The 21,743-nt window shown below is 68.4% G+C and carries 20 protein-coding genes; 14 read left to right on the top strand and 6 right to left on the bottom strand.

Going from position 1 to position 21,743, the window contains the following annotated elements; translation table 11 throughout:
- The first annotated feature begins 2 nt into the window (after positions 1-2).
- The 3 genes from leuC to ACY466_RS12995 all read left to right on the top strand — a co-directional run bounded on the left by leuC (position 3) and on the right by ACY466_RS12995 (position 2,923).
- Positions 3-1,421 carry a 3-isopropylmalate dehydratase large subunit gene (gene leuC / locus ACY466_RS13005; protein WP_463245787.1) on the top strand — a complete coding sequence of 473 codons (1,419 nt, stop codon included), beginning with the start codon at positions 3-5 and terminating at the stop codon, positions 1,419-1,421.
- Positions 1,422-1,455: 34 nt separating this feature from the next.
- Entirely contained in the window at positions 1,456-2,055 is a 600-nt protein-coding gene (leuD, locus tag ACY466_RS13000) for a 3-isopropylmalate dehydratase small subunit (protein WP_463245786.1), read from the top strand.
- A 172-nt stretch (positions 2,056-2,227) separates the two neighbouring features.
- Positions 2,228-2,923: an HU family DNA-binding protein gene (locus tag ACY466_RS12995; protein ID WP_463245785.1), complete on the top strand. Its 696-nt coding sequence runs from the start codon at positions 2,228-2,230 to the stop codon at positions 2,921-2,923.
- A 116-nt stretch (positions 2,924-3,039) separates the two neighbouring features.
- Here the strand turns inward: ACY466_RS12995 and ACY466_RS12990 are convergent, their stop codons facing one another.
- The 3 genes from ACY466_RS12990 to cofC form a co-directional block, all read right to left on the bottom strand.
- Complete coding sequence (locus tag ACY466_RS12990) at positions 3,040-3,996, bottom strand: NUDIX domain-containing protein (protein ID WP_463245784.1); 957 nt, start codon at positions 3,994-3,996, stop codon at positions 3,040-3,042.
- Position 3,997: 1 nt separating this feature from the next.
- The gene (locus ACY466_RS12985) at positions 3,998-6,100 is read right to left on the bottom strand and encodes an RNA degradosome polyphosphate kinase (RefSeq protein ID WP_463252278.1); all 2,103 of its coding nucleotides are present in this window, start codon (positions 6,098-6,100) and stop codon (positions 3,998-4,000) included.
- 156 nt (positions 6,101-6,256) lie between these two features.
- On the bottom strand, positions 6,257-6,964 hold the full coding sequence (gene cofC, locus ACY466_RS12980; protein WP_463245783.1) for a 2-phospho-L-lactate guanylyltransferase: 708 nt from the start codon (positions 6,962-6,964) through the stop codon (positions 6,257-6,259).
- Between the two features lie 101 nt (positions 6,965-7,065).
- Here cofC and ACY466_RS12975 point away from each other — a divergent pair, with 101 nt between their 5' ends.
- Complete coding sequence (locus ACY466_RS12975; RefSeq protein ID WP_463245782.1) at positions 7,066-8,064, top strand: NAD(P)H-dependent glycerol-3-phosphate dehydrogenase; 999 nt, start codon at positions 7,066-7,068, stop codon at positions 8,062-8,064.
- A gap of 54 nt (positions 8,065-8,118) precedes the next feature.
- The gene (locus ACY466_RS12970) at positions 8,119-9,249 is read left to right on the top strand and encodes a D-alanine--D-alanine ligase family protein (protein ID WP_463245781.1); all 1,131 of its coding nucleotides are present in this window, start codon (positions 8,119-8,121) and stop codon (positions 9,247-9,249) included.
- A gap of 28 nt (positions 9,250-9,277) precedes the next feature.
- Here the strand turns inward: ACY466_RS12970 and ACY466_RS12965 are convergent, their stop codons facing one another.
- The gene (locus tag ACY466_RS12965) at positions 9,278-9,871 is read right to left on the bottom strand and encodes a DUF3515 domain-containing protein (protein WP_463245780.1); all 594 of its coding nucleotides are present in this window, start codon (positions 9,869-9,871) and stop codon (positions 9,278-9,280) included.
- 93 nt (positions 9,872-9,964) lie between these two features.
- Here ACY466_RS12965 and ACY466_RS12960 point away from each other — a divergent pair, with 93 nt between their 5' ends.
- The 4 genes from ACY466_RS12960 to ACY466_RS12945 are packed head-to-tail and all read left to right on the top strand — an operon-like array spanning position 9,965 to position 12,674.
- Complete coding sequence (locus tag ACY466_RS12960; RefSeq protein WP_463245779.1) at positions 9,965-10,954, top strand: thiamine-phosphate kinase; 990 nt, start codon at positions 9,965-9,967, stop codon at positions 10,952-10,954.
- Complete coding sequence (locus ACY466_RS12955; protein ID WP_463245778.1) at positions 10,939-11,445, top strand: GNAT family N-acetyltransferase; 507 nt, start codon at positions 10,939-10,941, stop codon at positions 11,443-11,445. Before ACY466_RS12960 ends, ACY466_RS12955 begins: the two co-directional genes overlap by 16 nt.
- 33 nt (positions 11,446-11,478) lie before the next feature.
- Positions 11,479-12,000 carry a gamma carbonic anhydrase family protein gene (locus tag ACY466_RS12950; RefSeq protein WP_463245777.1) on the top strand — a complete coding sequence of 174 codons (522 nt, stop codon included), beginning with the start codon at positions 11,479-11,481 and terminating at the stop codon, positions 11,998-12,000.
- Positions 12,000-12,674, top strand: coding sequence for a uracil-DNA glycosylase (locus ACY466_RS12945; RefSeq protein ID WP_463245776.1), 675 nt, complete (start codon positions 12,000-12,002; stop codon positions 12,672-12,674). Before ACY466_RS12950 ends, ACY466_RS12945 begins: the two co-directional genes overlap by 1 nt.
- A 1-nt stretch (position 12,675) precedes the next feature.
- Here the strand turns inward: ACY466_RS12945 and ACY466_RS12940 are convergent, their stop codons facing one another.
- Both ACY466_RS12940 and rpmB read right to left on the bottom strand, forming a co-directional pair.
- Positions 12,676-13,512, bottom strand: a complete 837-nt coding sequence (locus ACY466_RS12940) for an enoyl-CoA hydratase/isomerase family protein (protein ID WP_463245775.1) — start codon at positions 13,510-13,512, stop codon at positions 12,676-12,678.
- 82 nt (positions 13,513-13,594) lie between these two features.
- Entirely contained in the window at positions 13,595-13,786 is a 192-nt protein-coding gene (gene rpmB / locus ACY466_RS12935; RefSeq protein ID WP_463245774.1) for a 50S ribosomal protein L28, read from the bottom strand.
- A gap of 196 nt (positions 13,787-13,982) precedes the next feature.
- Between rpmB and recG the strand changes: the two genes are divergently transcribed.
- The 5 genes from recG to ACY466_RS12910 all read left to right on the top strand — a co-directional run bounded on the left by recG (position 13,983) and on the right by ACY466_RS12910 (position 21,705).
- Positions 13,983-16,211 carry an ATP-dependent DNA helicase RecG gene (gene recG, locus ACY466_RS12930; protein ID WP_463245773.1) on the top strand — a complete coding sequence of 743 codons (2,229 nt, stop codon included), beginning with the start codon at positions 13,983-13,985 and terminating at the stop codon, positions 16,209-16,211.
- Between the two features lie 198 nt (positions 16,212-16,409).
- Positions 16,410-19,817, top strand: a complete 3,408-nt coding sequence (locus ACY466_RS12925) for a pyruvate carboxylase (RefSeq protein ID WP_463245772.1) — start codon at positions 16,410-16,412, stop codon at positions 19,815-19,817.
- Entirely contained in the window at positions 19,814-20,377 is a 564-nt protein-coding gene (rsmD, locus tag ACY466_RS12920; protein ID WP_463245771.1) for a 16S rRNA (guanine(966)-N(2))-methyltransferase RsmD, read from the top strand. Before ACY466_RS12925 ends, rsmD begins: the two co-directional genes overlap by 4 nt.
- Complete coding sequence (gene coaD, locus ACY466_RS12915) at positions 20,374-20,856, top strand: pantetheine-phosphate adenylyltransferase (RefSeq protein ID WP_463245770.1); 483 nt, start codon at positions 20,374-20,376, stop codon at positions 20,854-20,856. Before rsmD ends, coaD begins: the two co-directional genes overlap by 4 nt.
- A gap of 117 nt (positions 20,857-20,973) precedes the next feature.
- On the top strand, positions 20,974-21,705 hold the full coding sequence (locus ACY466_RS12910; RefSeq protein ID WP_463245769.1) for a DivIVA domain-containing protein: 732 nt from the start codon (positions 20,974-20,976) through the stop codon (positions 21,703-21,705).
- The last annotated feature ends 38 nt before the right edge of the window (positions 21,706-21,743 follow it).

The following is a 21,743-nucleotide window of genomic DNA, read 5'->3' as shown; positions in this document are numbered from 1 at the left end:
CGATGGTAGCCAAGACCCTGGCGGAGAAGGTCTGGGATCAGCACGTGGTGGTGCGAGGCGGTGGAGAGGGCGACGCGACCAAGCCGGACCTGATCTACATCGATCTCCACCTCGTGCACGAGGTCACCAGCCCGCAGGCCTTCGACGGCCTCCGCCTGGCCGGTCGTCCGGTTCGCCGCCCGGATCTGACGATCGCCACCGAGGATCACAACGTTCCGACCGTCGACATCGACCAGCCCATCGCGGATCTCGTCTCTCGAACGCAGGTCGACACGCTCCGTCGCAACTGCGAGGAGTTCGGCATCCGCCTGCACTCGATGGGTGACATCGAACAGGGCATCGTGCACATCATCGGACCGCAGCTCGGGCTGACGCAGCCCGGGATGACGGTGGTGTGCGGCGACTCCCACACCTCCACCCACGGCGCGTTCGGTGCCTTGGCCATGGGTATCGGCACCAGCGAGGTCGAACACGTGATGGCCACGCAGACCCTGTCGCTGCGTCCGTTCAAGACCATGTCCGTGACCGTCGACGGTGAGCTGGGGGACGACGTCGGGAGCAAGGACCTCATCCTCGCGGTCATCGCGCAGATCGGTACCGGCGGCGGACAGGGATACGTCATCGAATATCGCGGCAGCGCCATCGAGAAGTTGTCGATGGAAGCGCGAATGACGATCTGCAACATGTCCATCGAGGCCGGCGCGAGGGCGGGGATGATCGCTCCGGATCAGACGACCTTCGATTACGTCCAGGGTCGTCCGCATGCGCCGACGGGTGCGGACTGGGACGCGGCGGTCGAGAACTGGCGCACTCTGGTGACGGACGACGGCGCGGTCTTCGACAAGGAGGTTCGCATCGACGCCTCGACGCTGACCCCGTTCGTCACCTGGGGGACCAACCCCGGGCAGGGCGCGCCGATCGGCTCCTCCGTGCCGGACCCGGCCGAGATGCTCGACGAGGCGGAGAGCCAGGCGGCGGAGAAGGCACTCGCCTACATGGACCTGACGGCGGGAACTCCGTTGCGCGACATCGTCGTGGACACCGTGTTCCTGGGTTCGTGCACCAACGGCCGCATCGAGGATCTCCGGGTCGCCGCCCGAATCCTCGACGGACGCTCGGTCGCGGACGGAGTCCGCATGCTGGTGGTACCGGGTTCCATGCGGGTGCGTTCGCAGGCGGAGGACGAGGGCTTGGGCGACATCTTCCTCGCGGCGGGTGCGGAATGGCGACAGGCCGGATGCTCGATGTGTCTGGGAATGAACCCGGATCAACTGGCGCCGGGGGAGCGGTCCGCGTCGACGTCCAACCGGAACTTCGAGGGGCGGCAGGGCAAGGGCGGTCGGACCCACCTCGTCTCCCCGGCGGTCGCGGCCGCCACCGCGGTGCGCGGACGCCTTTCCGCCCCCGCCGATCTCGACTGATCCCCCTCGATCACCTCTCGTCAGGAGTTACGACATGGAATCGTTCACCACACACACGGGCATCGGCGTACCGCTGCGACGCAGCAACGTCGACACCGACCAGATCATCCCCGCCGTCTACTTGAAGCGTGTCACGCGTACGGGTTTCGAGGACGGGCTGTTCGCCGGCTGGCGACAGGACCCGGGGTTCGTCCTCAACGTCGCCCCGTTCGACGCCGGCTCGGTTCTGGTGGCGGGCCCCGATTTCGGTACCGGCTCGTCCCGCGAACATGCCGTGTGGGCCCTGAACGACTTCGGATTTCGCGTCGTCATCGCGTCTCGATTCGGTGACATCTTCCGCGGAAACGCGGGAAAGGCAGGGCTGCTCGCCGCCGTCGTCGAACAATCCGACGTCGAGTTGTTGTGGAAATTGCTCGACGAACACCCCGGAACCGAATTGACCGTCGATCTCGAAACGAAGACCGTCAGCGCCGGAACTCTGGTGGTGCGCTTCGATATTGACGACTACACCCGCTGGCGTCTGATGGAGGGGCTCGACGACATCGCGCTCACGTTGCGCCAGGTAGAGGCAATTTCGGAGTACGAGACGTCACGTCCGGAATGGAAGCCGACAACGGTCTCCGTCGACAACTGATCCCTCCGCCGAGCGGGTTCTGCCTCCCGCCGCGCGACACTCATTGCGCCCTTGTGCTTTACGCGAGAGGTGCCGATGTGGCGAGCCTCGTGGACTACTGCGCATTTCGGGTTTACCGTGGTAGGCAGTCGGTCCTACGAGGGGCCCATTCAGGTATGCGGAGGAATCACGAATGAACAAGGCAGAACTGATCGACGCCCTCACCGAGAAGACCGGTGCCGACCGTCGAAGCGCGACGGAGGCCGTCGAGAACATGGTCGACATCATCGTGCGCGCCGTCCACCGCGGAGAGTCCGTGACCATCACCGGATTCGGAGTCTTCGAGCAGCGCCGCCGCGCGGCGCGCGTCGCCCGCAACCCCCGCACCGGTGAGACCGTCAAGGTGAAGCCGACGTCGGTTCCCGCGTTCCGTCCCGGCGCTCAGTTCAAGGCCGTGATCTCCGGCGGCCAGAAGCTCGCCGCCACCGGCCCGGCCGTCAAGCGTGGTTCCTCGGCCGCCCCGGCCAAGAAGGCGGCCGCCAAGAAGACCGCCGCGAAGGCCCCCGCCAAGTCCGCGGCGAAGAAGACCACGGCGGCAAAGGCTCCTGCCAAGACGGCAGCGAAGAAGACCGCGGCCAAGGCTCCCGCCAAGACCGCAGCGAAGAAGACCGCGGCCAAGGCTCCCGCCAAGACGGCAGCGAAGAAGACCACGGCCGCCAAGGCTCCCGCCAAGACCGCAGCGAAGAAGACCGCGGCCAAGGCTCCCGCCAAGACCGCAGCGAAGAAGACCACTGCCGCAAAGGCTCCCGCCAAGAAGACTCCGGCCAAGAAGGCGGCGACCAAGGCTCCTGCCAAGAAGGCCCCCGCAAAACGTACTGCGCGCAAGTAACTTTCGAGCTCTCCGCGTACCGAACGACCTCGACGTGCGACACCCCACGCTGCGAACTGCGGCGTGGGGTGTCGTCGTCGTGGTGGGGTCGGTCGGACCGCTGGTCCTGCCGAGGCTCAGATATCCCTCGGCAGCGGCGAATCGGTGTAGTCGGCCGCCACCAGGACCCCGTCGTGAAGACTCAGAACCCACACACTCGCTTTCCGGGACCGGGTGCGTTCGAGCGAGACACCGTCCACGTCGGCCCACCAGCTCATCAGATACGGAATGACCTGGCCCTGACTGCAGATCACGGGCACCCCCGGCGTTGTCGCCGCGATCTCGCGGGCCCGCCGGCGTCCCGCCTCCGGATCGAGTGCGTAGGGCTCCTCGGTGAGGGACTTCTCCGACTCGATGTCGATCGAGTTCGCGGTCGCCCACGGTTCGATCGTCTGGGTGCACCGCACGCGTTCGGCGCTGAAGGCGTGCGTGCCGCCGAACGCGTCGAGCAGCGGGACCAGCGCGGCGGCCTGCCTGACGCCGACGCTGTCGAGCGGGCGCTCGGCGTCGTCACCGCGGTACCGCGCCTTGCCCCCGGCTCGGGCATGCCGAACCAGTACCGTCGTCCGAGTCCGATGCGGGGCCTGGAGGAAGCGATCCAGGACCGTGCGGTCCTGCTCGTACGTCAACAGTTCGCGCGCCTCGTCGACGCCGAGCCAGCGGATGTCGTCGACCTCGTCGTTGGCCGCGAACTCGCCGTCTCGCACCTCGGCGGACCAGTAGTCCACGCGCTTCTCCGGCCCGGGTTTCTTCGATCGCTTTCCGCGCGGCGGCAACGCGTACTCGACGGACCCCAGGCTGCGACCGAGCACGCAGCGGTACCCGGTTTCCTCGTGTACCTCGCGCACCGCGGCGACCGCGGCGATCTCGTGCGGTTCCACCTTCCCCTTGGGAAGCGACCAATCGTCGTAGCGCGGTCGGTGCACGATCGCGATGGACGGTGGTTCGCCGTCGTGGCCGCGCCAGAGCACCGCGCCCGCCGCGAGGATCGGACCGATCGGCGACGAGGCCTTCTTCTTCACCGAGCTCGCCACGTCAGGACCCGGCGTAGCGTCGCTGCCGCATCAACGAGACCTGATGCTCGCGAACCGTTTCCCCACCCGCGGGGGATGCGACCCAGGCGCCGTCGGACCGCAGGATCCAGCACCGGGTGGTCTCGCCCATCGCCGAGTCGAGAACCGAGTCGATCTGTTCGGTCAGCTTGGGGTCCTTGACCTGGACCATGACCTCGACGCGCCGGTCGAGGTTGCGGTGCATCATGTCCGCGCTGCCGATCCAGAACTGGTCGGTCGCCTTCAGGTGCAGCACCCGGGAGTGTTCCAGGAAGCGGCCCAGGATCGAACGAACCTCGATGTTCTCGCTCAACCCGGGGACGCCGGGCTTGAGTGCGCAGATACCCCGCACCACCACCTCGACGGGGACGCCCTCGCTCGACGCCCAGTAGAGCGCGTCGATCACCTGCTCGTCGACCAATGCGTTGGCCTTCAAGCGGATTCGGGCATCGGCACCGGACCGTTTCGCTTCGACCTCGGCCTCGATCCGCTCGATGATGCCGGCGCGGACACCGAACGGCGCCACCAACAGATTGCGATAGTGCTCCTTGCGCGAGTACCCCGTGAGCGAGTTGAACAGGTCCGTCAGGTCGGCTCCGATCTCGGGCGCCGCGGTGATGAGACCGAGATCCTCGTACAGCCGTGCCGTTTTCGGGTTGTAGTTGCCGGTACCGATGTGGCAGTAACGCCGAATGGTCGACCCTTCGCGGCGCACCACGAGACAGGTCTTGCAGTGGGTCTTGAGTCCGACCAGTCCGTAGACCACGTGGACACCGGCCTGCTCCAACTTGCGGGCCCACGCGATGTTGGCCTGCTCGTCGAACCGTGCCTTGATCTCCACCAGCGTGACCACCTGCTTGCCGGCCTCGGCGGCGGCGATCAACGCGTTCACGATCGGTGAGTCACCCGAGGTGCGGTACAGCGTCTGCTTGATCGCGAGCACGTGGGGATCGGCCGCAGCCTGCTCGATGAATCGCTGCACGCTCGTGGAGAACGAGTCGTAGGGGTGGTGGAGGAGCACGTCACCGTCGCGCAGCGTGGAGAAGATCGACTTCGGGGTCTCTCGCTCTCCGAACGCGGGGTGGGTCGCGGGCACGAACGGGGCGTCCTTGAGCTGGGGACGGTCGACGCCGTAGACCTGCATGAGGCAGGACAGGTCCAGCAGCCCCGGCACCTGGATCACGTCACCCGGATCGACGTCGAGCTCGCGCAGCAGAAGATCGAGCATGTGCTCGGTCATGTCGTCGGCGACCTCGAGGCGCACCGGCGAGCCGAACCGGCGGCGAGCAAGTTCGCGCTCGAGGGCCTGCAGGAGGTCCTCGTCGCGATCTTCCTCGACCTCGAAGTCCGCGTTCCGGGTGATGCGGAAGGCGTGGTGCTCGACGATCTGCAGGCCGGGGAACAGCACGTCCAGATGCGCCGCGATCAGTTCCTCCATCGCGAGGAACGCGGGGATCGACGGGGCGTCGCCGCGCTTGAGGGAGACGAAGCGATCCACGTTGTCGGGAACCTTGACGCGGGCGAAGTGCTCACCGCCGGTGGTCGAGTCCTTCACCGTCACAGCAAGATTGAGGCTCAGACCGCTGATGTAGGGGAACGGGTGAGCCGGATCGACCGCGAGTGGGGTCAGAACGGGGAAGACCTGCTCGATGAAGTAGGTCGTCAACCGCGCGCGTTCGTCGTCGGTGATCTGGTGCCACCGGATGATCGAGACACCCTCGTCCGCCAACTCGGGCAGGATGGTGTCGAGGAACAGCCGCGCGTGTCGGTCGGCGATCTCCTGGGTGCGCTGGGCGATCAACGACAACTGCTCGCGGGGGGAGAGTCCGTCCGCGGATCGCACGGACAGGCCGGTCTCGTCGCGACGCTTCAGGCCGGCGACGCGAACCATGTAGAACTCGTCGAGGTTGCTCGCGAAGATGGCGAGGAACTTGGTCCGTTCGAGCAGGGGGAGCGAGGAGTCCTCGGCGAGAGCGAGCACGCGTGAATTGAAGTCCAGCCAGCTCAGTTCGCGGTTGAGGTAGCGGTCCTCGGGCAACAGGTCGACCGGAACGGTGATGTCGGAGGTCGCCGCCGGCGGTGCCATGGGTATCGACACTCTCCGCTCGTCACCGGAGGGAGTGTCGGCCCGACCGTCGGCCGTGGTGTCGATCGCGTCGTTGTTCACGCCTCGATCATCCCCCACGCCGCGACGAAAGGAGCACTCGAGGAGGTGAAATCCCGGTGGGCCGCGTGCGCGGGTTCAGCGACGCGCGCGCGGCGAGGCGCGAGGGGTGAAACCGAGATCGTTCAGCACTCGGGCCGTGTGGTCGCCCACACCGAGGTCGAGTGCCGATCGAAGGTCGTCCTCGGTGTCGACGTCCAGGCGGAGACCGGGCCAGTTTCCGCTCAACGGCTTTGCGCCGGAATCGATGTGCCGCAACGCGGAATCGGCGCCGAACCGCGGTTCGAGTCGTCGCGGACGTCCTCGGGCGATGAGGGCGGAGGTGCCCGTACCGGTGTGATCGACCACCACGGATCGGTCGTCGGGAGCCGCGGACGCGTACGCCTGCTCGACTTCGCGGGCGGACAGCGCGGGAAGGTCGGCCTGCAGCGCCAGGACGTCGGAGCCGGACGTGCGGCGTACCAACTCGTCGGCGCTCGACAGGGCCCGGTTGAGGCGATCCTCCGCGGTCGCGTCGTGATCGAGTCGCGGCTCCGAGACCACGCGCCCCCCGAGCGCGGACACGAACTCCGCCACTCGGGCGTCCGGAGTGACCACGGACCATCCTGTGACCGGCTCCGCCGCCGATGCCGCGGTGAGCGTGTCGTGCAGCATCGCGAGCACCAGATCGGTACGGGCGCGGGCAGGGAACAGCCCGGCCAGGCGCGTCTTCGCGTCCTCGAGGGTCTTGACCGCGAGAACGACGTGCACGCCACGGCTCGGGCGAGAGTCGGTACCGGGGGTCACGAGGAACGATCCTGCCAGTTCTCCGGGCCGAGGGGGTGACGGCGGCTAGGGTGACGGCGAAAGGCTCGTGTCGGCGGGAATTCGTTGGGGAGGCTCGAACCATGGTCAAGGCAGCAGTGCTCGGTTCCGGATCGTGGGGGACCGCCTACGCGAAGGTCCTGGCCGACGCGGGAACCGAGGTGACCATGTGGGCCCGTCGGGAGGAGCTGGCGAAGTCCATCGACGTCGACCACGAGAACGTCGACTATCTCCCCGGGGTCCCGTTGCCGACCGCGATACGCGCCACCCACGACGCGGCCGAGGCACTCGACGGTGCGTGCACCGTCATTCTGGCGGTGCCGTCGCAGTCGCTGCGGGCCAACCTCGAGGCGTGGAAGTCGCTCATCGGGCCGGACGTGACGATGCTCTCGTTGGCCAAGGGCATCGAGACCGGGACGTTGATGCGGATGAGTCAGGTCGTCTGCCAGGTGACCGGTGCCGATCCCAGCCGCGTCGGGACACTCTCGGGGCCCAACCTGGCCAAGGAGATCGCAGCCGAGCAGCCCACGGCCACCGTGATCGCCTGTCCCGACTCCAATCGCGCGATCGCGCTGCAGAAGGCGTGCGCGACGAGCTACTTCCGCCCGTACACCAACTCCGACGTCATCGGCTGCGAGATCGGCGGAGCCTGCAAGAACGTCATCGCCCTGGCGTGCGGAATGGCCGCCGGGATCGGCTTCGGCGAGAACTCCGTGGCCAGCATCATCACTCGCGGTCTCGCGGAGATCACTCGGCTCGGGGTGGCGCTCGGTGCGAATCCGGCGACTCTGGCCGGTCTCGCGGGGGTCGGCGATCTGGTGGCGACCTGCTCGTCGCCGCTGTCGCGCAACCGGTCCTTCGGCGAACGCCTGGGCTCCGGTGGTTCGATGGACAGTGCGCAGGAGGCCGCCCACGGCCAGGTCGCCGAGGGCGTCAAGTCCTGCTCCTCGATCCGATCTCTCGCCGAGAGCTACGACGTGGAGATGCCCCTCACCGACGCCGTTCACCGGGTGTGCCACGAGGGCCTCTCCGTGCCGGACGCCGTCCACGGTCTTCTGGGGCGCCGTCACAAGCCCGAGTGATCCGCGTTCGGGCCAGATCGGACGTCGGGACCCGTCGCCGGTACGGTCATCGGCGTGAACACGCGCATCAAGGTCGCCGTCCTCTACGGCGGACGCAGCAACGAACACTCGGTCTCGTGCCTGTCCGCCGCCAGCGTCATGCGCCATCTCGATCCCACCCGGTTCGAGGTGGTCCCCGTCGGTATCACCCGGGACGGGACGTGGGTCGAGGGCGCCTCGGACCTGTCGGAGCTCGCGATCGTCGATCGTGAACTGCCGTCCGTTGCGCCCCGGACCTCGGTGGCGCTCGGCGTCGACCCGGTCCGGTCCGGCCGGATGACCTCCGAGCACGCCGCGGACGAGCTGTCGACGGACCGGACCGGGGCCGTCACACCCGATTCCTGGGCCGATGTGGACGTGGTGTTCCCGGTGCTCCACGGTGCCTACGGGGAGGACGGCACCGTACAGGGACTGTTCGAGGTCGCGGGCATCCCCTACGTGGGTCCCGGCGTCCTCGCGAGCGCCTCGGCGATGGACAAGGAGTTCACCAAGAAGCTTCTGGCCGCGGCCGGTCTGCCGATCGGCCACCAGGTGGTCCTCCGCCGTGATCGCGCGACACTCACCGACGCCGAGCGTGAGCAGATCGGGTTGCCCGCCTTCGTCAAACCGGCCCGCGGCGGATCGTCGATCGGCATCACCCGCATCACCTCCTGGGACCAGCTCGACGGTGCCGTTTCTGTTGCGCGCGAACACGATCCGAAGGTGGTCGTCGAGGCGGGGATCGTGGGACGCGAGGTCGAGTGCGGAGTTCTCGAGCTGCCCGACGGAACCGTCCGCGCGTCGCTGCTCGCCGAGATCAGAATGCCGGACGCCACCGAGGAGAGCGGGGCGTTCTACGACTTCGACAGCAAGTACCTCGACGACGTGTGCGAGTTCGACATTCCGGCCGCACTTCCGGACGCGGTCGCCGAGACCGTGCGCGACATCGCGACTCGGGCCTTCGCGGCTCTCGACTGCCAGGGACTGGCCCGCGTCGACTTCTTCGTGACCGAGGACGGCCCGATCATCAACGAGATCAACACGATGCCGGGATTCACCGCGATCTCGATGTACCCGCGGATGTGGGGAGCGAGCGGGATGGACTACGCCGAGCTCGTGGGCACGCTGGTGGACACGGCGCTGGCGCGGGGGACCGGCCTGCGCTGACCCTCCGGTCCCGCCCGCGGCACAACGGCTAGTTGATCGGCGCCGGATCCAACGCGGTCTCCGGCAGCGTTTCGACGATGGCATCCGAGATCGCTTGCAGCGGCGTCGGTCCCACGCCGTCGGGCACGGTGAGCGCGATGTACACCGTACGGTCGACCGCGTACCAGGTGCTTGCCTCGAGTCCTTGTTCGGCGCCGTCCACCTGGAACCACTGCACCCCGTTCACCACGTCCAACCGCGCTGCCTGGTCGAACTCCACCGGACGATCGAGGCCACAGCGCAGCACCACCGGCTCGACCGCCTCGGCCTGCCATGCCGCAGCCCCCGCAGGGGCGGGGTCGACGAGGGGCGCCCGCGCGAAATCGTCGAGATCGTTCGGCAAAATGGACAACAGTCGGCCACAATCGGCACTCTCCGCCGCGGGCGCCGGAACCGTCCCCAGCGCCACGGGCTCGAGCACCGGCGTTCGGCTCGCCATCACCGCCGCGACCACCACGCCGACCGTCAGGGCGACGGGAAGCGCGATCACCGTGGCGAGTACGGCCGGGTGAAGTCCGGTGCGTTCGACGTCGTCGGGGCGGCGTTCGGGATTCGCGGCGTCGTCGGCCGAGGTGTCGTGCACGTGCAGGTCCGTCCTCGTGGGGTTCTCGTGGGTCGGTCCTTCGCACGGTACCGCAGCGACGACGGGGCCCGGTCCGAGTGAGATGCTGTGCCGATGACCGACGAGTTCTCCGCGCCGCGACCGGCGCGGCCCGGCGCCGAGGAGCCGACGGTCGCGGACCTGGGGGAGTTCGCCCTCATCGCTCGCTCGCTGGCGGGACGAGTATTCCCGCAGTCCACCGTGGTGGGCCCGGGAGACGACGCCGCCGTTCTCCGGGTACCCGACGGCCGCATCGTGGTCACCACCGACATGCTGGTGCAGGACAGGCACTTTCGGTGGGACTGGTCGTCGCCGAGAGACGTCGGTCGCAAAGCTGTCGCGCAGAACGGCGCGGACGTCGCGGCCATGGGGGCGCGCTGTACCGGCTTCGTGGTCGCGATCTCGTGGCCGGCGGACACCGCGGTGTCGCGGGTCGACGAGCTCACCGACGGTCTCTGGGAGGAGGCCGGCCGCGCGGGCGCCGCCATCGTCGGGGGAGACGTGACCGGAGGCGACACCGTGGTGTTGTCGATCACGGCGCTCGGCGAGTGCGACGGCCGTTCCCCGGTGCTGCGATCGGGAGCCGTTCCGGGCGACGTGGTGGCGCTGAGCGCTCCGACGGGTCGCTCGGCGGCGGGCCTCGCGCTTCTGTCCGCCGGGGTGTGGGAATTCCCCGAACTGCTGGCGGCGCACCGTGTTCCGCAGCCCGACTACGACGCCGGGCCTCGTGCCGCGATCGCCGGAGCGACCGCGATGTGCGACGTCTCGGACGGGTTGGTGGCGGAATGCGGTCATCTGGCGGCGGCGTCGGGCGTACGCATCGACCTCGACTCCGATCGGCTGAACGCGGACCCCGTGATGGTCGACGCGGCTCGCCGACTGGGCGTCGATGCTCGGGACTGGGTGCTCGGCGGCGGCGAGGACCATGCGTTGCTCGCGACTTTTCCGGCTCGGGACTCGGTTCCCTCGGGGTGGCACATCGTGGGGTCGGTGAGCGCCGGCCACGGCGACGTCCTGGTGGACGGAACCGTTCGAGAGGGGATCGCCGGGTGGACGAGCTTCTGACGATCGAACGGACCCGACTCGACCACGTGGACGTGCTGGCCATGATCGACGAGGTCCAGCAGGAGTACGTGCGTCGGTACGGGTCCCCGGACGACACCCCGCTCGCCACCGAGGAATTCGAGCTCCCGACGGGCGTGATGCTGCTCGCGTCCCGCGGCGGGACGGCCGTCGGGATGGGCGGATGGCGGACGCACCACGAGGGCCCCGCCGCAGTCGGCCTGCGACCCGGCGACGCCGAGATCAAGCGGATGTACGTCCGCCCGGATTCCCGTGGCCGCGGTGTCGCTCGGGCCCTGCTGGATCGGCTCGAGCAGATTGCGGCCGAAGCGGGCCGGCAGCGCATGGTGCTCGAGAGCGGGTTGCGTCAACCCGAGGCCATCGGGCTCTACACCGCACAGGGTTATCGTCCGCTGGTCCCCAAATTCGGGGTCTACCGCAACGAGGATCTGTCCGTCTGCATGGTGAAGGACCTGACCGCCGACGCCGGATGATCGTGGCGGCGCGCGGAGTGAGAAGCTTCGCACATGACCGTCTACGCCCTCGGCGACCGCGAACCGGAGATCGACCCCACCGCCTACGTGCATCCCGACGCGGTGGTGATCGGATCGGTGTCTCTCGCGGCCGGGGTGTCGGTATGGCCCGGAGCGGTGCTGCGCGGGGACTACGGAACCATCACGATCGGCGAGAACAGCAACATCCAGGACGGCACCGTCGTCCACTGCACACCGATCCACCCCACCGTCATCGGCGCCGGGTGCGTCGTGGGTCACAACGCACACGTGGAGGGGGCCACGATCGGAGACGACTGCCTGATCGCGTCGGGCTCGGTGGTCCTCAACGGAGCGAAGATCGGCGCGGGGGCCATCGTCGGTGCGGGAGCGGTGGTCGCGTTCGACGTCGAGATCCCGGAGCGCAGCATGGCGCTCGGAGTCCCGGCGCGAATCCGCGAGGGGTACGTGGTGCCGGAGGGGCACGTGGCGGTGAACGTGCAGATGTACGCGGCCAACGCCGCGTACTACCGCGACGCTCTGCGGAAGCTGTCCTGATGGCCGACGCCGCGCCGGGAGTCGAGGACCCCTCGTGGGCGCGGGTCCTCGCGCCGGTGGCCGACCGCATCAGGGAGATGGGGGAGTTCCTCCGCGCCGAGAATGCTTCGGGCCGTGGCTATCTGCCGGCGGGAGCGGACGTCCTGCGTGCGTTCTCCCGCCCGTTCGAGGACGTGCGGGTGGTCATCGTCGGCCAGGATCCGTACCCCACGCCGGGACACGCCGTGGGCCTGAGCTTCTCGGTGGCGTCCGATGTCCGCCCGGTGCCGCGCAGCCTCGCGAACATCTTCACCGAGTACTCCGACGATCTCGGATTCCCCACCCCGACCACCGGTGATCTCTCTCCGTGGGCCGATCGCGGCGTCCTGCTGCTCAACCGCGTTCTGACCGTGACGCCGGGCAAGCCGGCGTCGCACCGGCGGCGCGGGTGGGAGGACGTGACCGCGCGTGCGCTGACCGCCCTGGCCGAGCGGGACCGCCCGCTGGTCGCCGTCCTGTGGGGACGCGACGCGGCGACGGCGAAACCGATGCTCGGATCGGCCCGAACGGTCGAGTCCGTTCACCCGTCACCGTTGTCGGCCTCGCGTGGGTTCTTCGGGTCGAAACCCTTCAGCACCGTGAATCGGCATCTGGCCGAGCTCGGCGAGCCTCCGGTGGACTGGCGACTGCCCTGATCTATCGCTCGGCGGCGGACTTGAAGTCCGGGCGTCGCTTCTCGACGAACGCGTCGACTCCCTCGATGCCGATCGGAGAACCGGCCATCGTGGAGATGGCGTCGGTTTCCGCCGCCAGTTGTTCGGCGAGCGTTCGGGTGTCGGCCGAGGCGACCAGCGACTTGGTTCGGCAGTAGGTCTCGGACGGTCCCGCGGCGAGCGAACGGGCCAGTCGTCCGGCTTCGGACGCGATGACGTCGTCACCGACGAGCCGGGTCAACAGGCCCAGGCGGAACGCTTCGTCGCTGCCGATGACGGCGTCGCTGAGCAGGATGTCGCGAGCGCGACGATCACCGACGACGCGGGGAAGGGTGTGCGTCATGCCGCCGTCGGGGGTGAATCCCAGAGCGGAGTAGGCGGGTCGGAACTTCGTCGACCGGCCGCCGATGGCGATGTCCGTGTGCAGGACGAGGGACATTCCGGCCCCGGCCGCCCAGCCCTGGACACCGGCGACGACGGGAACGGTCACGGCGTTCAACGCGAGAACGAAGGCGTGGAACTGCTCCGCGACCTCACGGACGTACTCGCCTCGGTTCTCGGCGGCCGCGAATGCGTGCACGTTGCCGCCCGCGCAGAAGTTGGGCACCGCGCCGACGAGCAGAACTGCGCCCACGTCGGGGTCGAGATCGCTCAGTGCCCTGGTCCCGTCGGCCATGGCCGCGCCGTTCAACGACGATCCGTGCTCGGCCGAGGAGACGTGGACGTGGAGCACGCCGTCCTCGATGTGCACGGTGGACTCCTCGGCGGGAGCGGGGGTGCGGTCGGGCTCCGATGTCGGTCCGGCGTCGTTGTCGGTCATCCGTCGACCCTAACCGCTCCCGGAGCGCGAAAAACCCCGGCACACTCGGTGCCGGGGTTCGCCGTACTCGTGTCGTCGGGTGTCAGCCCCGAACAACCTTGCCGGCCTTGATGCACGAGGTGCACACGTTCAGGCGGCGGGTGTTGCCCGGCGCGACCTGCGCGCGGACGGTCTGGATGTTGGGGTTCCAGCGACGGTTGGTACGACGGTGCGAGTGCGAGACCGACTTACCGAAGCCGGGTCCCTTGGCGCATACGTCACAGACGGCAGCCATAGTCGCGAACTCCTTGGTATTCGAGGTGTAACCGACACGATCGAGGTGCGACCGCCCGGTGGTGGGGCAAAAGTGGTGCAGATGCGTCGAACGCAACCGCCCAAGAATAGCGGTTGGGCCACCGATTGACCAAACCGGTGCACGGGTGCGGTGCGGCACGTCGGGTCCGCGCTCCGGTGGTGGGACCATTTCGAACGTGACTGCACTCGGCGACAGACTGGACTCGGTGCTCGGTGGACCGACGGCGCGGGCTCTCGACACGTCGTTCGGACTCCACACCGTGGAGGACCTGCTGCGGCACTACCCGTTCCGGTACGTGACGCAGGGACAGGGGTTGAGCCGGAAGGATCCGGAGGACGGCGAACACATCACGGTGGTGGGCACGGTCTCGAAGGCGGATCTGGTGCCGATGAAGCAACGCCGCGGGAGCATGCTGAAGGTGGTTCTCCTGTGCGACGGGCAGAACGTGTCCGCGACCTTCTTCAACGGCAACAAGGTGCGCTTCAACATCAAGGTCGGATCCCGCGCGATGTTCTCCGGGACCGTGAAGTACTTCCGCAACACCTGGTCGTTGTCGCATCCCGGGTACCTCATGCTCGACGACGACGAGACCGATCTGGTCGCCACGGACGTTCACGGCGGCGGACAGTTGGCCGGGATGGCGCGGGGAGCCACCGACGATTCCGGTGCCGTCGACATGTCGATGCTCTCGCTGCCGTATCTGCCGATGTACAACGCCACCCGCGAGGTGGAGAGCTGGACGTTCCTGCGCTGCACGCGCCAGGTGCTCGCGTCGCTCGACCCCGTGCAGGATCCCCTGCCGGACACGGTGCGCGCCGAGCACGGTCTGATGAGCCTCGACGACGCGTTGCGCGCGGTGCATCTTCCCCAGACCGACACGGACATCGACAACGCGCGCTATCGACTCCGGTTCGACGAGGCGGTCGCCCTGCAACTCGTACTCGCCGAACGTCGGCACTCGGTATCGGTGCGCCACGCGCCACCGTGCCCACCGGCGCCGACGGGGGTCGCGGCGACCTTCGACACGCAACTACCGTTCGAGCTGACCGACGGCCAGAACGAGGTGGCGGCCGAGATCTCCGCGGACCTGTCTCAGGCGCGTCCGATGAGTCGGCTGCTGCAGGGCGAAGTGGGATCGGGAAAGACGATCGTGGCGTTGCGGGCCATGCTTCAGGTGGTGGACGCCGGGTTCCAGTGCGCCCTCCTCGCGCCCACGGAAGTGCTTGCGGGACAGCATTACCGGTCCCTGACCGCCCAGCTCGGCCCGCTCGCCACGGCCGGTGAGTTGGGGGCCCCGGAGCATGCGACGCGCGTGGTCCTGCTGACCGGTTCGATGTCCACCGCGGCCAAGCGCACCGCCCTGCTCGCCGCGGTGACCGGCGACGCCGGAATCGTGGTCGGAACGCACGCCCTGATCCAGGACGCGGTGGAGTTCTTCGACCTCGGCATGGTGGTCGTCGACGAACAGCACCGATTCGGCGTCGAACAACGAGACGCGTTGCGGGCCAAGGCCAAGGCCGGGATCAGCCCTCACCTGTTGGTCATGACCGCCACCCCGATCCCGCGCACCATCGCCATGACCACCCTCGGCGACCTCGAGACGTCCACGCTGCGTGAACTCCCGAGGGGGCGTGCGCCGATCAAGACGTCGGTGGTGCCGGCGGGCGCGAAGCCGGCGTGGGTCGATCGCGCCTGGCAGCGCATCGCGGAGGAGGTGGCGTCCGGACGCCAGGCGTATGTGGTGTGTTCGCGTATCGGGGACGAGAATCCCAAGGATCCGGACAAGGTGCCGGACACGGCATCGGTGACCGAGGTGTACGACGCGCTCCGGACCGGACCGCTCGCCTCGTTGCGTATCGGCCTGCTCCACGGCCGCCTGCCCACCGAGGAGAAGGACGCCGTCATGGCGGACTTCAACGACCGCGAGATCGACGTGCTGGTGTGCACCACGGTCGTCGAGGTGGGCGTGGACGTTCCGAACGCGACGGTCATGGTGATAGTCGACGCCGACCGGTTCGGGGTCAGTCAACTCCACCAGCTGCGCGGCCGGATCGGTCGCGGGGGACACCAGGGTCTGTGCATCCTTCTGACCGAACTCGGTCCGGGTTCGCCGACCTATGCACGGCTCGAATCGGTGGCCGCGACCACGGACGGGTTCGAACTCGCGCAGCTCGATCTCCGCCAGCGCCGCGAGGGCGACATCCTGGGTGCGGCCCAGTCCGGAACCACCACGACGCTACGACTGCTCTCGCTCGTCGACCACCTCGACATCATCACCGCGGCGCAGTTGTTCGCACGGGCGGTGGTCGCCGAGGATCCCGAGCTCGCCGGCTATCCCGGTCTGGCGGCCATGATGCGCTCCGCGGTCGACGCCGACCGGGTGGATTTCCTCGACAAGGCGTGAGTGGGCCGACCGGCCCGAGGGGCCGTGTTCGGGCACAGGTGGACGAGAAGTCCACTGTGCAGACGCGGACTCCGAACATGCGGTCCACGATCGACGCTACGATCCCCGCACCACGATCTCTCATGATCACGAGGTGGTCCGTTCGGGCGATGCGCCCGGCCCGGGCTCGCTTCCGCACGCCGCAAACGAAGGGTTTCGATGTTTTCCAAAGTGTTGGTGGCCAATCGAGGCGAGATCGCGATCCGTGCGTTCCGTGCCGCGTACGAGCTGGGCGCGTCCACCGTGGCGGTGTTTCCGTTCGAGGATCGCAATTCCGTGCACCGCACCAAGGCCGACGAGGCCTACGAGATCGGTGAGCCGGGGCATCCGGTCCGCAACTACCTGACCGTCGAGACCATCGTCGACGCCGCGAAACGGGCCGGAGCCGACGCGATCTACCCGGGGTACGGGTTCCTGTCCGAGAACCCCGATCTGGCCGCGGCGTGCGCCGCCTCGGGGATCACGTTCGTCGGTCCCTCCGCGGACGTCCTGCAACTGACGGGGAACAAGGCTCGGGCCATCGCGGCCGCCAAGAAGGCCGGTCTGCCGGTCCTGGCGTCGTCGGAACCGTCCACCGACGTCGACGCGCTCATGACGGCGGCCGAGACGATGACCTTTCCGGTGTTCGTCAAGGCGGTGGCGGGAGGCGGCGGCCGCGGCATGCGGCGGGTCGCGGAGATCGACGGGTTGAGGGACGCGATCGAGGCGGCGGCGCGCGAAGCCGAGTCGGCGTTCGGCGACGCGACGGTGTTCCTCGAGCAGGCGGTCGTCGAACCCCGCCACATCGAGGTGCAGATCCTGGCGGATACCCACGGCAACGTGATCCACCTGTTCGAGCGGGACTGCAGTGTGCAGCGCCGACACCAGAAGGTGGTCGAGCTCGCTCCCGCCCCGAACCTGGATCCGGCTCTGCGAGAGAAGATCTGCGCGGACGCGGTCGCCTTCGCGAAGCAGATCGGTTACTCCTGCGCCGGAACGGTCGAGTTCCTGGTGGACCGCGACGGCAATCACGTCTTCATCGAGATGAATCCGCGAATCCAGGTGGAGCACACCGTCACCGAGGAGATCACCGACGTCGACCTGGTGCAGTCCCAGCTGCGTATCGCGTCGGGCGAGTCGCTCGAGGACCTCGGGCTCCGCCAGGAGGACATGCGTATTCGGGGCTTCGCCCTGCAGTGCCGCATCACCACCGAGGACCCGTCGAACGGGTTCCGCCCGGACACCGGCCGCATCACCGCCTACCGCACACCCGGCGGGGCGGGCATCAGACTCGACGGTGGCACCACGCTCGGCGCCGAGGTGTCGGCGTACTTCGATTCCATGTTGGTCAAGCTCACCTGTCGGGGCCGAACCTTCGAAGCGGCGGTCGCACGATCGCGACGGGCCCTGGCGGAGTTCAGGATTCGCGGGGTATCGACGAACATTCCGTTCCTGCAGGCACTGCTCGACGATCCCGATTTCACGGCCGGACACGTCACCACCTCGTTCATCGAGGACCGTCCGGACCTGCTCACGGCGAGGGCGTCGGGCGACCGTGGCACCAAGATCCTGCGCTACCTCGCCGACGTCACCGTCAACAAGCCGCACGGCGAACGCGTCGCCACCGTCTACCCGCACGACAAGCTTCCGGACATCGACCTGACGGTGGCGCCGCCCAGCGGCAGCCGGCAGCGGCTTCTCGAGCTCGGACCCGACGGTTTCGCGAAGGCCCTTCGCGAGCAGAAAGCGTTGGCCGTCACCGACACCACGTTCCGCGACGCCCACCAGTCGCTGTTGGCCACGCGGGTACGCACCACCGGTCTGCTCGGCGTGGCGAGCCACGTCGCACGTCTGACCCCGGAACTGCTCTCCATCGAGGCGTGGGGCGGCGCGACCTACGACGTGGCGTTGCGGTTCCTGCACGAGGACCCGTGGGAGCGGCTCGCCGCGTTGCGCGAGGCGGTACCCAACATCAACCTGCAGATGCTGCTCCGTGGGCGCAACACGGTCGGGTACACCCCCTACCCCGAGCGCGTCACCACCGCGTTCGTCGCGGAGGCCGCGTCCACGGGTGTCGATATCTTCCGGATCTTCGACGCACTCAACAACGTCGATCAGATGCGGCCGGCGATCGACGCCGTCCGCGAGACCGGGACCACGATCGCCGAGGTCGCGATGTCCTACACCGGTGACCTGTCCGATCCCGGCGAAACGCTGTACACGCTGGACTACTACCTGAAGCTGGCAGAGCAGATCGTCGATGCGGGTGCGCACGTGCTGGCGATCAAGGACATGGCGGGTCTGTTGCGGGCGCCGGCCGCGACGACTCTGGTGACGGCGCTTCGCAAGAACTTCGACCTCCCGGTGCATGTGCACACCCACGACACGCCGGGTGGTCAGTTGGCCACGTATCTGGCCGCGTGGACGGCGGGCGCGGACGCCGTCGACGGCGCGAGCTCGCCCATGGCGGGGACCACCTCGCAACCCGCGCTGTCGGCCATCGTCGCGGCCGCTGCGCACACCGAACGCGACACCGGACTGAACCTGCAGAACGTGTGCGACCTCGAGCCGTACTGGGAGGCGCTGCGAAAGGTGTACGCGCCGTTCGAATCCGGGCTGCCCTCACCCACCGGTCGGGTGTACACGCACGAGATCCCCGGCGGTCAGCTGTCCAACCTCCGGCAACAGGCGATCGCCCTGGGCCTCGGGGACCGGTTCGAGGACGTCGAGAAGGCCTACGCGGACGCCGATCGACTGCTGGGCCGGTTGATCAAGGTCACCCCGTCGTCCAAGGTGGTCGGTGATCTCGCGCTGCACCTCGTCGGCGCCGGCGTCTCGGTGGACGAGTTCGCCGCCGAGCCCGGCACGTTCGACATCCCGGACTCCGTGATCGGCTTCCTGCGCGGAGACCTCGGCACCCCGGCGGGCGGATGGCCCGAGCCGTTCCGCACCACGGCGCTGGCCGGTCGATCTCCGGGCCGACCCGAGGCGACGCTCACGACACAGGACGAAGCCCTTCTCGACGGCACGTCGGAGGAACGCCGGAACCGATTGAACGCGTTGCTGTTCCCCGGCCCCACCAAGGAGCTGGCCGAGCACCGGGACAAGTACGGCGACACGTCGGGACTGTCCGCGAACCAGTTCTTCTACGGTCTTCGTCAGGGCGACGAGCACCGTGTGCGCCTCGATCGGGGCGTCGAACTGCTCATCGGACTCGAGGCGATCTCCGAGCCCGACGAGGCGGGAATGCGCACCGTGATGTGCATCCTCAACGGCCAGCTGCGGCCGGTGTCGGTGCGCGACCGGTCCATCGCGGCGGAGGCCCCGGCCACCGAGAAGGCGGATCGATCGGATCCGTCGCACCTCGCCGCGCCCTTCGCCGGGGTCGTCACGATGGTCGCGTCGAACGGCGACGCCGTCGAGGCGGGCGCGACCATCGCGACGATCGAGGCCATGAAGATGGAGGCCGCGGTCACCGCTCCGCGGGCGGGCACCATCAGCAGAGTCGCCATCTCCGACGTCGCGCAGGTGGAGGGCGGTGACCTGATCTGTGTGATCGCGGTCGGTGACACGACCGATCGGTCGTGACCCGCATCGTGTCCGGGGTCGCCGGCGGCCGAGCGTTGACGGTCCCGTCGAAGGGCACTCGGCCGACGGCGGACCGGGTGCGCGAGGCTCTGTTCAGTGCGCTCGACAGCCGGATGGACCTCGAGGGCGCCGCGGTGCTCGACCTGTACGCCGGAACCGGCGCGTTGGGGCTCGAGGCGCTCTCGCGGGGCGCCGAGCACGTGATGCTCGTCGAATCGGACGCACGCGCGGCGGCCGTGGTCACGGCGAACGTCGCGGTGGTCGGACTGCCCGGCGCCGTCGTGCGCTCGGCCCCGGTGGCGGCGGTTCTCGCGGCTCCGGGGGATCGGCGCTACGACCTGGTGCTGGCGGACCCGCCGTATTCGGTCTCCGACTCCGAGGTGGCCGACGTGCTGTCGGCGCTGGCGGATCACCGATGGTTGGCCGACGATGCTCTCGTGGTGGTCGAGCGTTCGTCCCGATCGGCGCCCACCACCTGGCCTCCCGACTTCCGCGAGATCAGGTCGAAGAAGTACGGCGAGGCACGCGTCGACCTGGCCGAGTATCTTCACGCACCATGAGCGGCGCACTGTGTCCAGGTTCCTTCGACCCGATCCACAACGGCCATCTCGACGTGATCACCCGCGTCGCAGAGCAATTCGACGACGTGGTGGTCACCGTCGTGGTCAATCCGAACAAGCGCGGGTTGTTCTCCGTCGACGAGCGCATGGATCTGCTGCGTGACACCACCGCCCACCTGCCGCGAGTGCGGGTGGCGTCGTGGCAGGGACTGCTGGTCGACTTCGCCCGGCAGGAAGGACTGGGCGCGATCGTCAAGGGGCTCCGCGGCTCGGGTGATCTGGACTACGAGTTGCAGATGGCGCAGATGAATCGCGAGCTGACCGGCGTGGACACCTTCTTCGTCGGCGCCGACCCGGTGCACGGCCACCTGTCGAGCTCGCTGATCAAGGAGGTCGCGCGGTACGGAGGCGACGTGCGCTCGATGGTTCCCGCGGCGGTCCACCCTCGCTTGCTGGCCCGGCTGGACGAGTTCACCTGAAGCGATGACGCGACACACCGCGCGGCGTTCCTTCCCCGGCGGTGACCAGCGGGCACACTGTGGAGCGGCGACCCGGACCAGGGCCGTCACGTCTTTCCGAAGTGGGGTTCGAGCACGGTGTATCGGGTATTCGAGGCTCTCGACGAGCTCGTGGCCATTGTCGAAGAGGCGCGCGGCGTCCCGATGACGGCGGGGTGCGTCGTTCCTCGGGGCGACGTGCTCGAACTGCTCGACGACGTGCGGGATGCGATTCCCGGCGAGCTGGACGACGCACAGGACGTTCTGGATCACCGCGACAAGCTGGTCTCCGACGCGCGCACCGGGGCGGAGAAGACGATCACCTCGGCCAACGCCGAGGCCACGTCCACGGTGGAGAACGCGCGCGACGAGGCCGATCGTCTGCTGGCCGACGCGAAGGCCCACGCGGACCGCATGGTGGCCGAGGCGACCGCTCACGCGGAGAACCTCGTCGCCGACGCCGAGGCCCGAGCCGATTCCACCGTGGCCGATGCGGAGAACCAGTACGAGACGGTCACCGAACGTGCTCGGCTCGAGGCGCAGCGCCTGGTCGACGACGGCACCGCATCCTACGAACGGTCCGTGGCCGACGGAATCGCCGAGCAGGATCGCCTGGTGTCGCAGACCGAGGTGGTGAAGTCCGCGCACGCCGAGTCCGCTCGGGTCATCGACGCGGCCCATGCCGAATCGGATCGACTCCGCAGCGAATGCGATCTCTACGTCGATTCCAAGCTCGCGGACTTCGAAGAGCTGCTGGGAACGACGCTGCGCTCCGTCGGACGCGGACGTCAGCAGCTCCGCACGGGAAGCGGTATGCCCGGATACGAATGATTTTGACCGGGTCGCCGGGTGCCGTACCGTGGAGTGGT

The sequence above is a fragment of the Rhodococcus sp. K11/5 genome, assembly GCF_055193735.1.
The sequence above is the reverse complement of the archived record's forward strand: the minus strand, read 5'-3'. Positions and strand labels throughout refer to the sequence as shown.

Excerpts from the sequence above, each read along its gene's own strand:
- leuC (WP_463245787.1), top strand. The coding sequence starts at position 3 with ATGGTAGCCAAGACCCTGGCGGAGAAGGTCTGGGATCAGCACGTGGTG.
- leuD (WP_463245786.1), top strand. The coding sequence starts at position 1,456 with ATGGAATCGTTCACCACACACACGGGCATCGGCGTACCGCTGCGACGC.
- ACY466_RS12995 (WP_463245785.1), top strand. The coding sequence starts at position 2,228 with ATGAACAAGGCAGAACTGATCGACGCCCTCACCGAGAAGACCGGTGCC.
- ACY466_RS12985 (WP_463252278.1), bottom strand. The coding sequence starts at position 6,100 with ATGGCACCGCCGGCGGCGACCTCCGACATCACCGTTCCGGTCGACCTG.
- ACY466_RS12975 (WP_463245782.1), top strand. The coding sequence starts at position 7,066 with ATGGTCAAGGCAGCAGTGCTCGGTTCCGGATCGTGGGGGACCGCCTAC.
- ACY466_RS12960 (WP_463245779.1), top strand. The coding sequence starts at position 9,965 with ATGACCGACGAGTTCTCCGCGCCGCGACCGGCGCGGCCCGGCGCCGAG.
- ACY466_RS12950 (WP_463245777.1), top strand. The coding sequence starts at position 11,479 with ATGACCGTCTACGCCCTCGGCGACCGCGAACCGGAGATCGACCCCACC.
- ACY466_RS12945 (WP_463245776.1), top strand. The coding sequence starts at position 12,000 with ATGGCCGACGCCGCGCCGGGAGTCGAGGACCCCTCGTGGGCGCGGGTC.
- ACY466_RS12940 (WP_463245775.1), bottom strand. The coding sequence starts at position 13,512 with ATGACCGACAACGACGCCGGACCGACATCGGAGCCCGACCGCACCCCC.
- rpmB (WP_463245774.1), bottom strand. The coding sequence starts at position 13,786 with ATGGCTGCCGTCTGTGACGTATGCGCCAAGGGACCCGGCTTCGGTAAG.
- ACY466_RS12925 (WP_463245772.1), top strand. The coding sequence starts at position 16,410 with ATGTTTTCCAAAGTGTTGGTGGCCAATCGAGGCGAGATCGCGATCCGT.
- coaD (WP_463245770.1), top strand. The coding sequence starts at position 20,374 with ATGAGCGGCGCACTGTGTCCAGGTTCCTTCGACCCGATCCACAACGGC.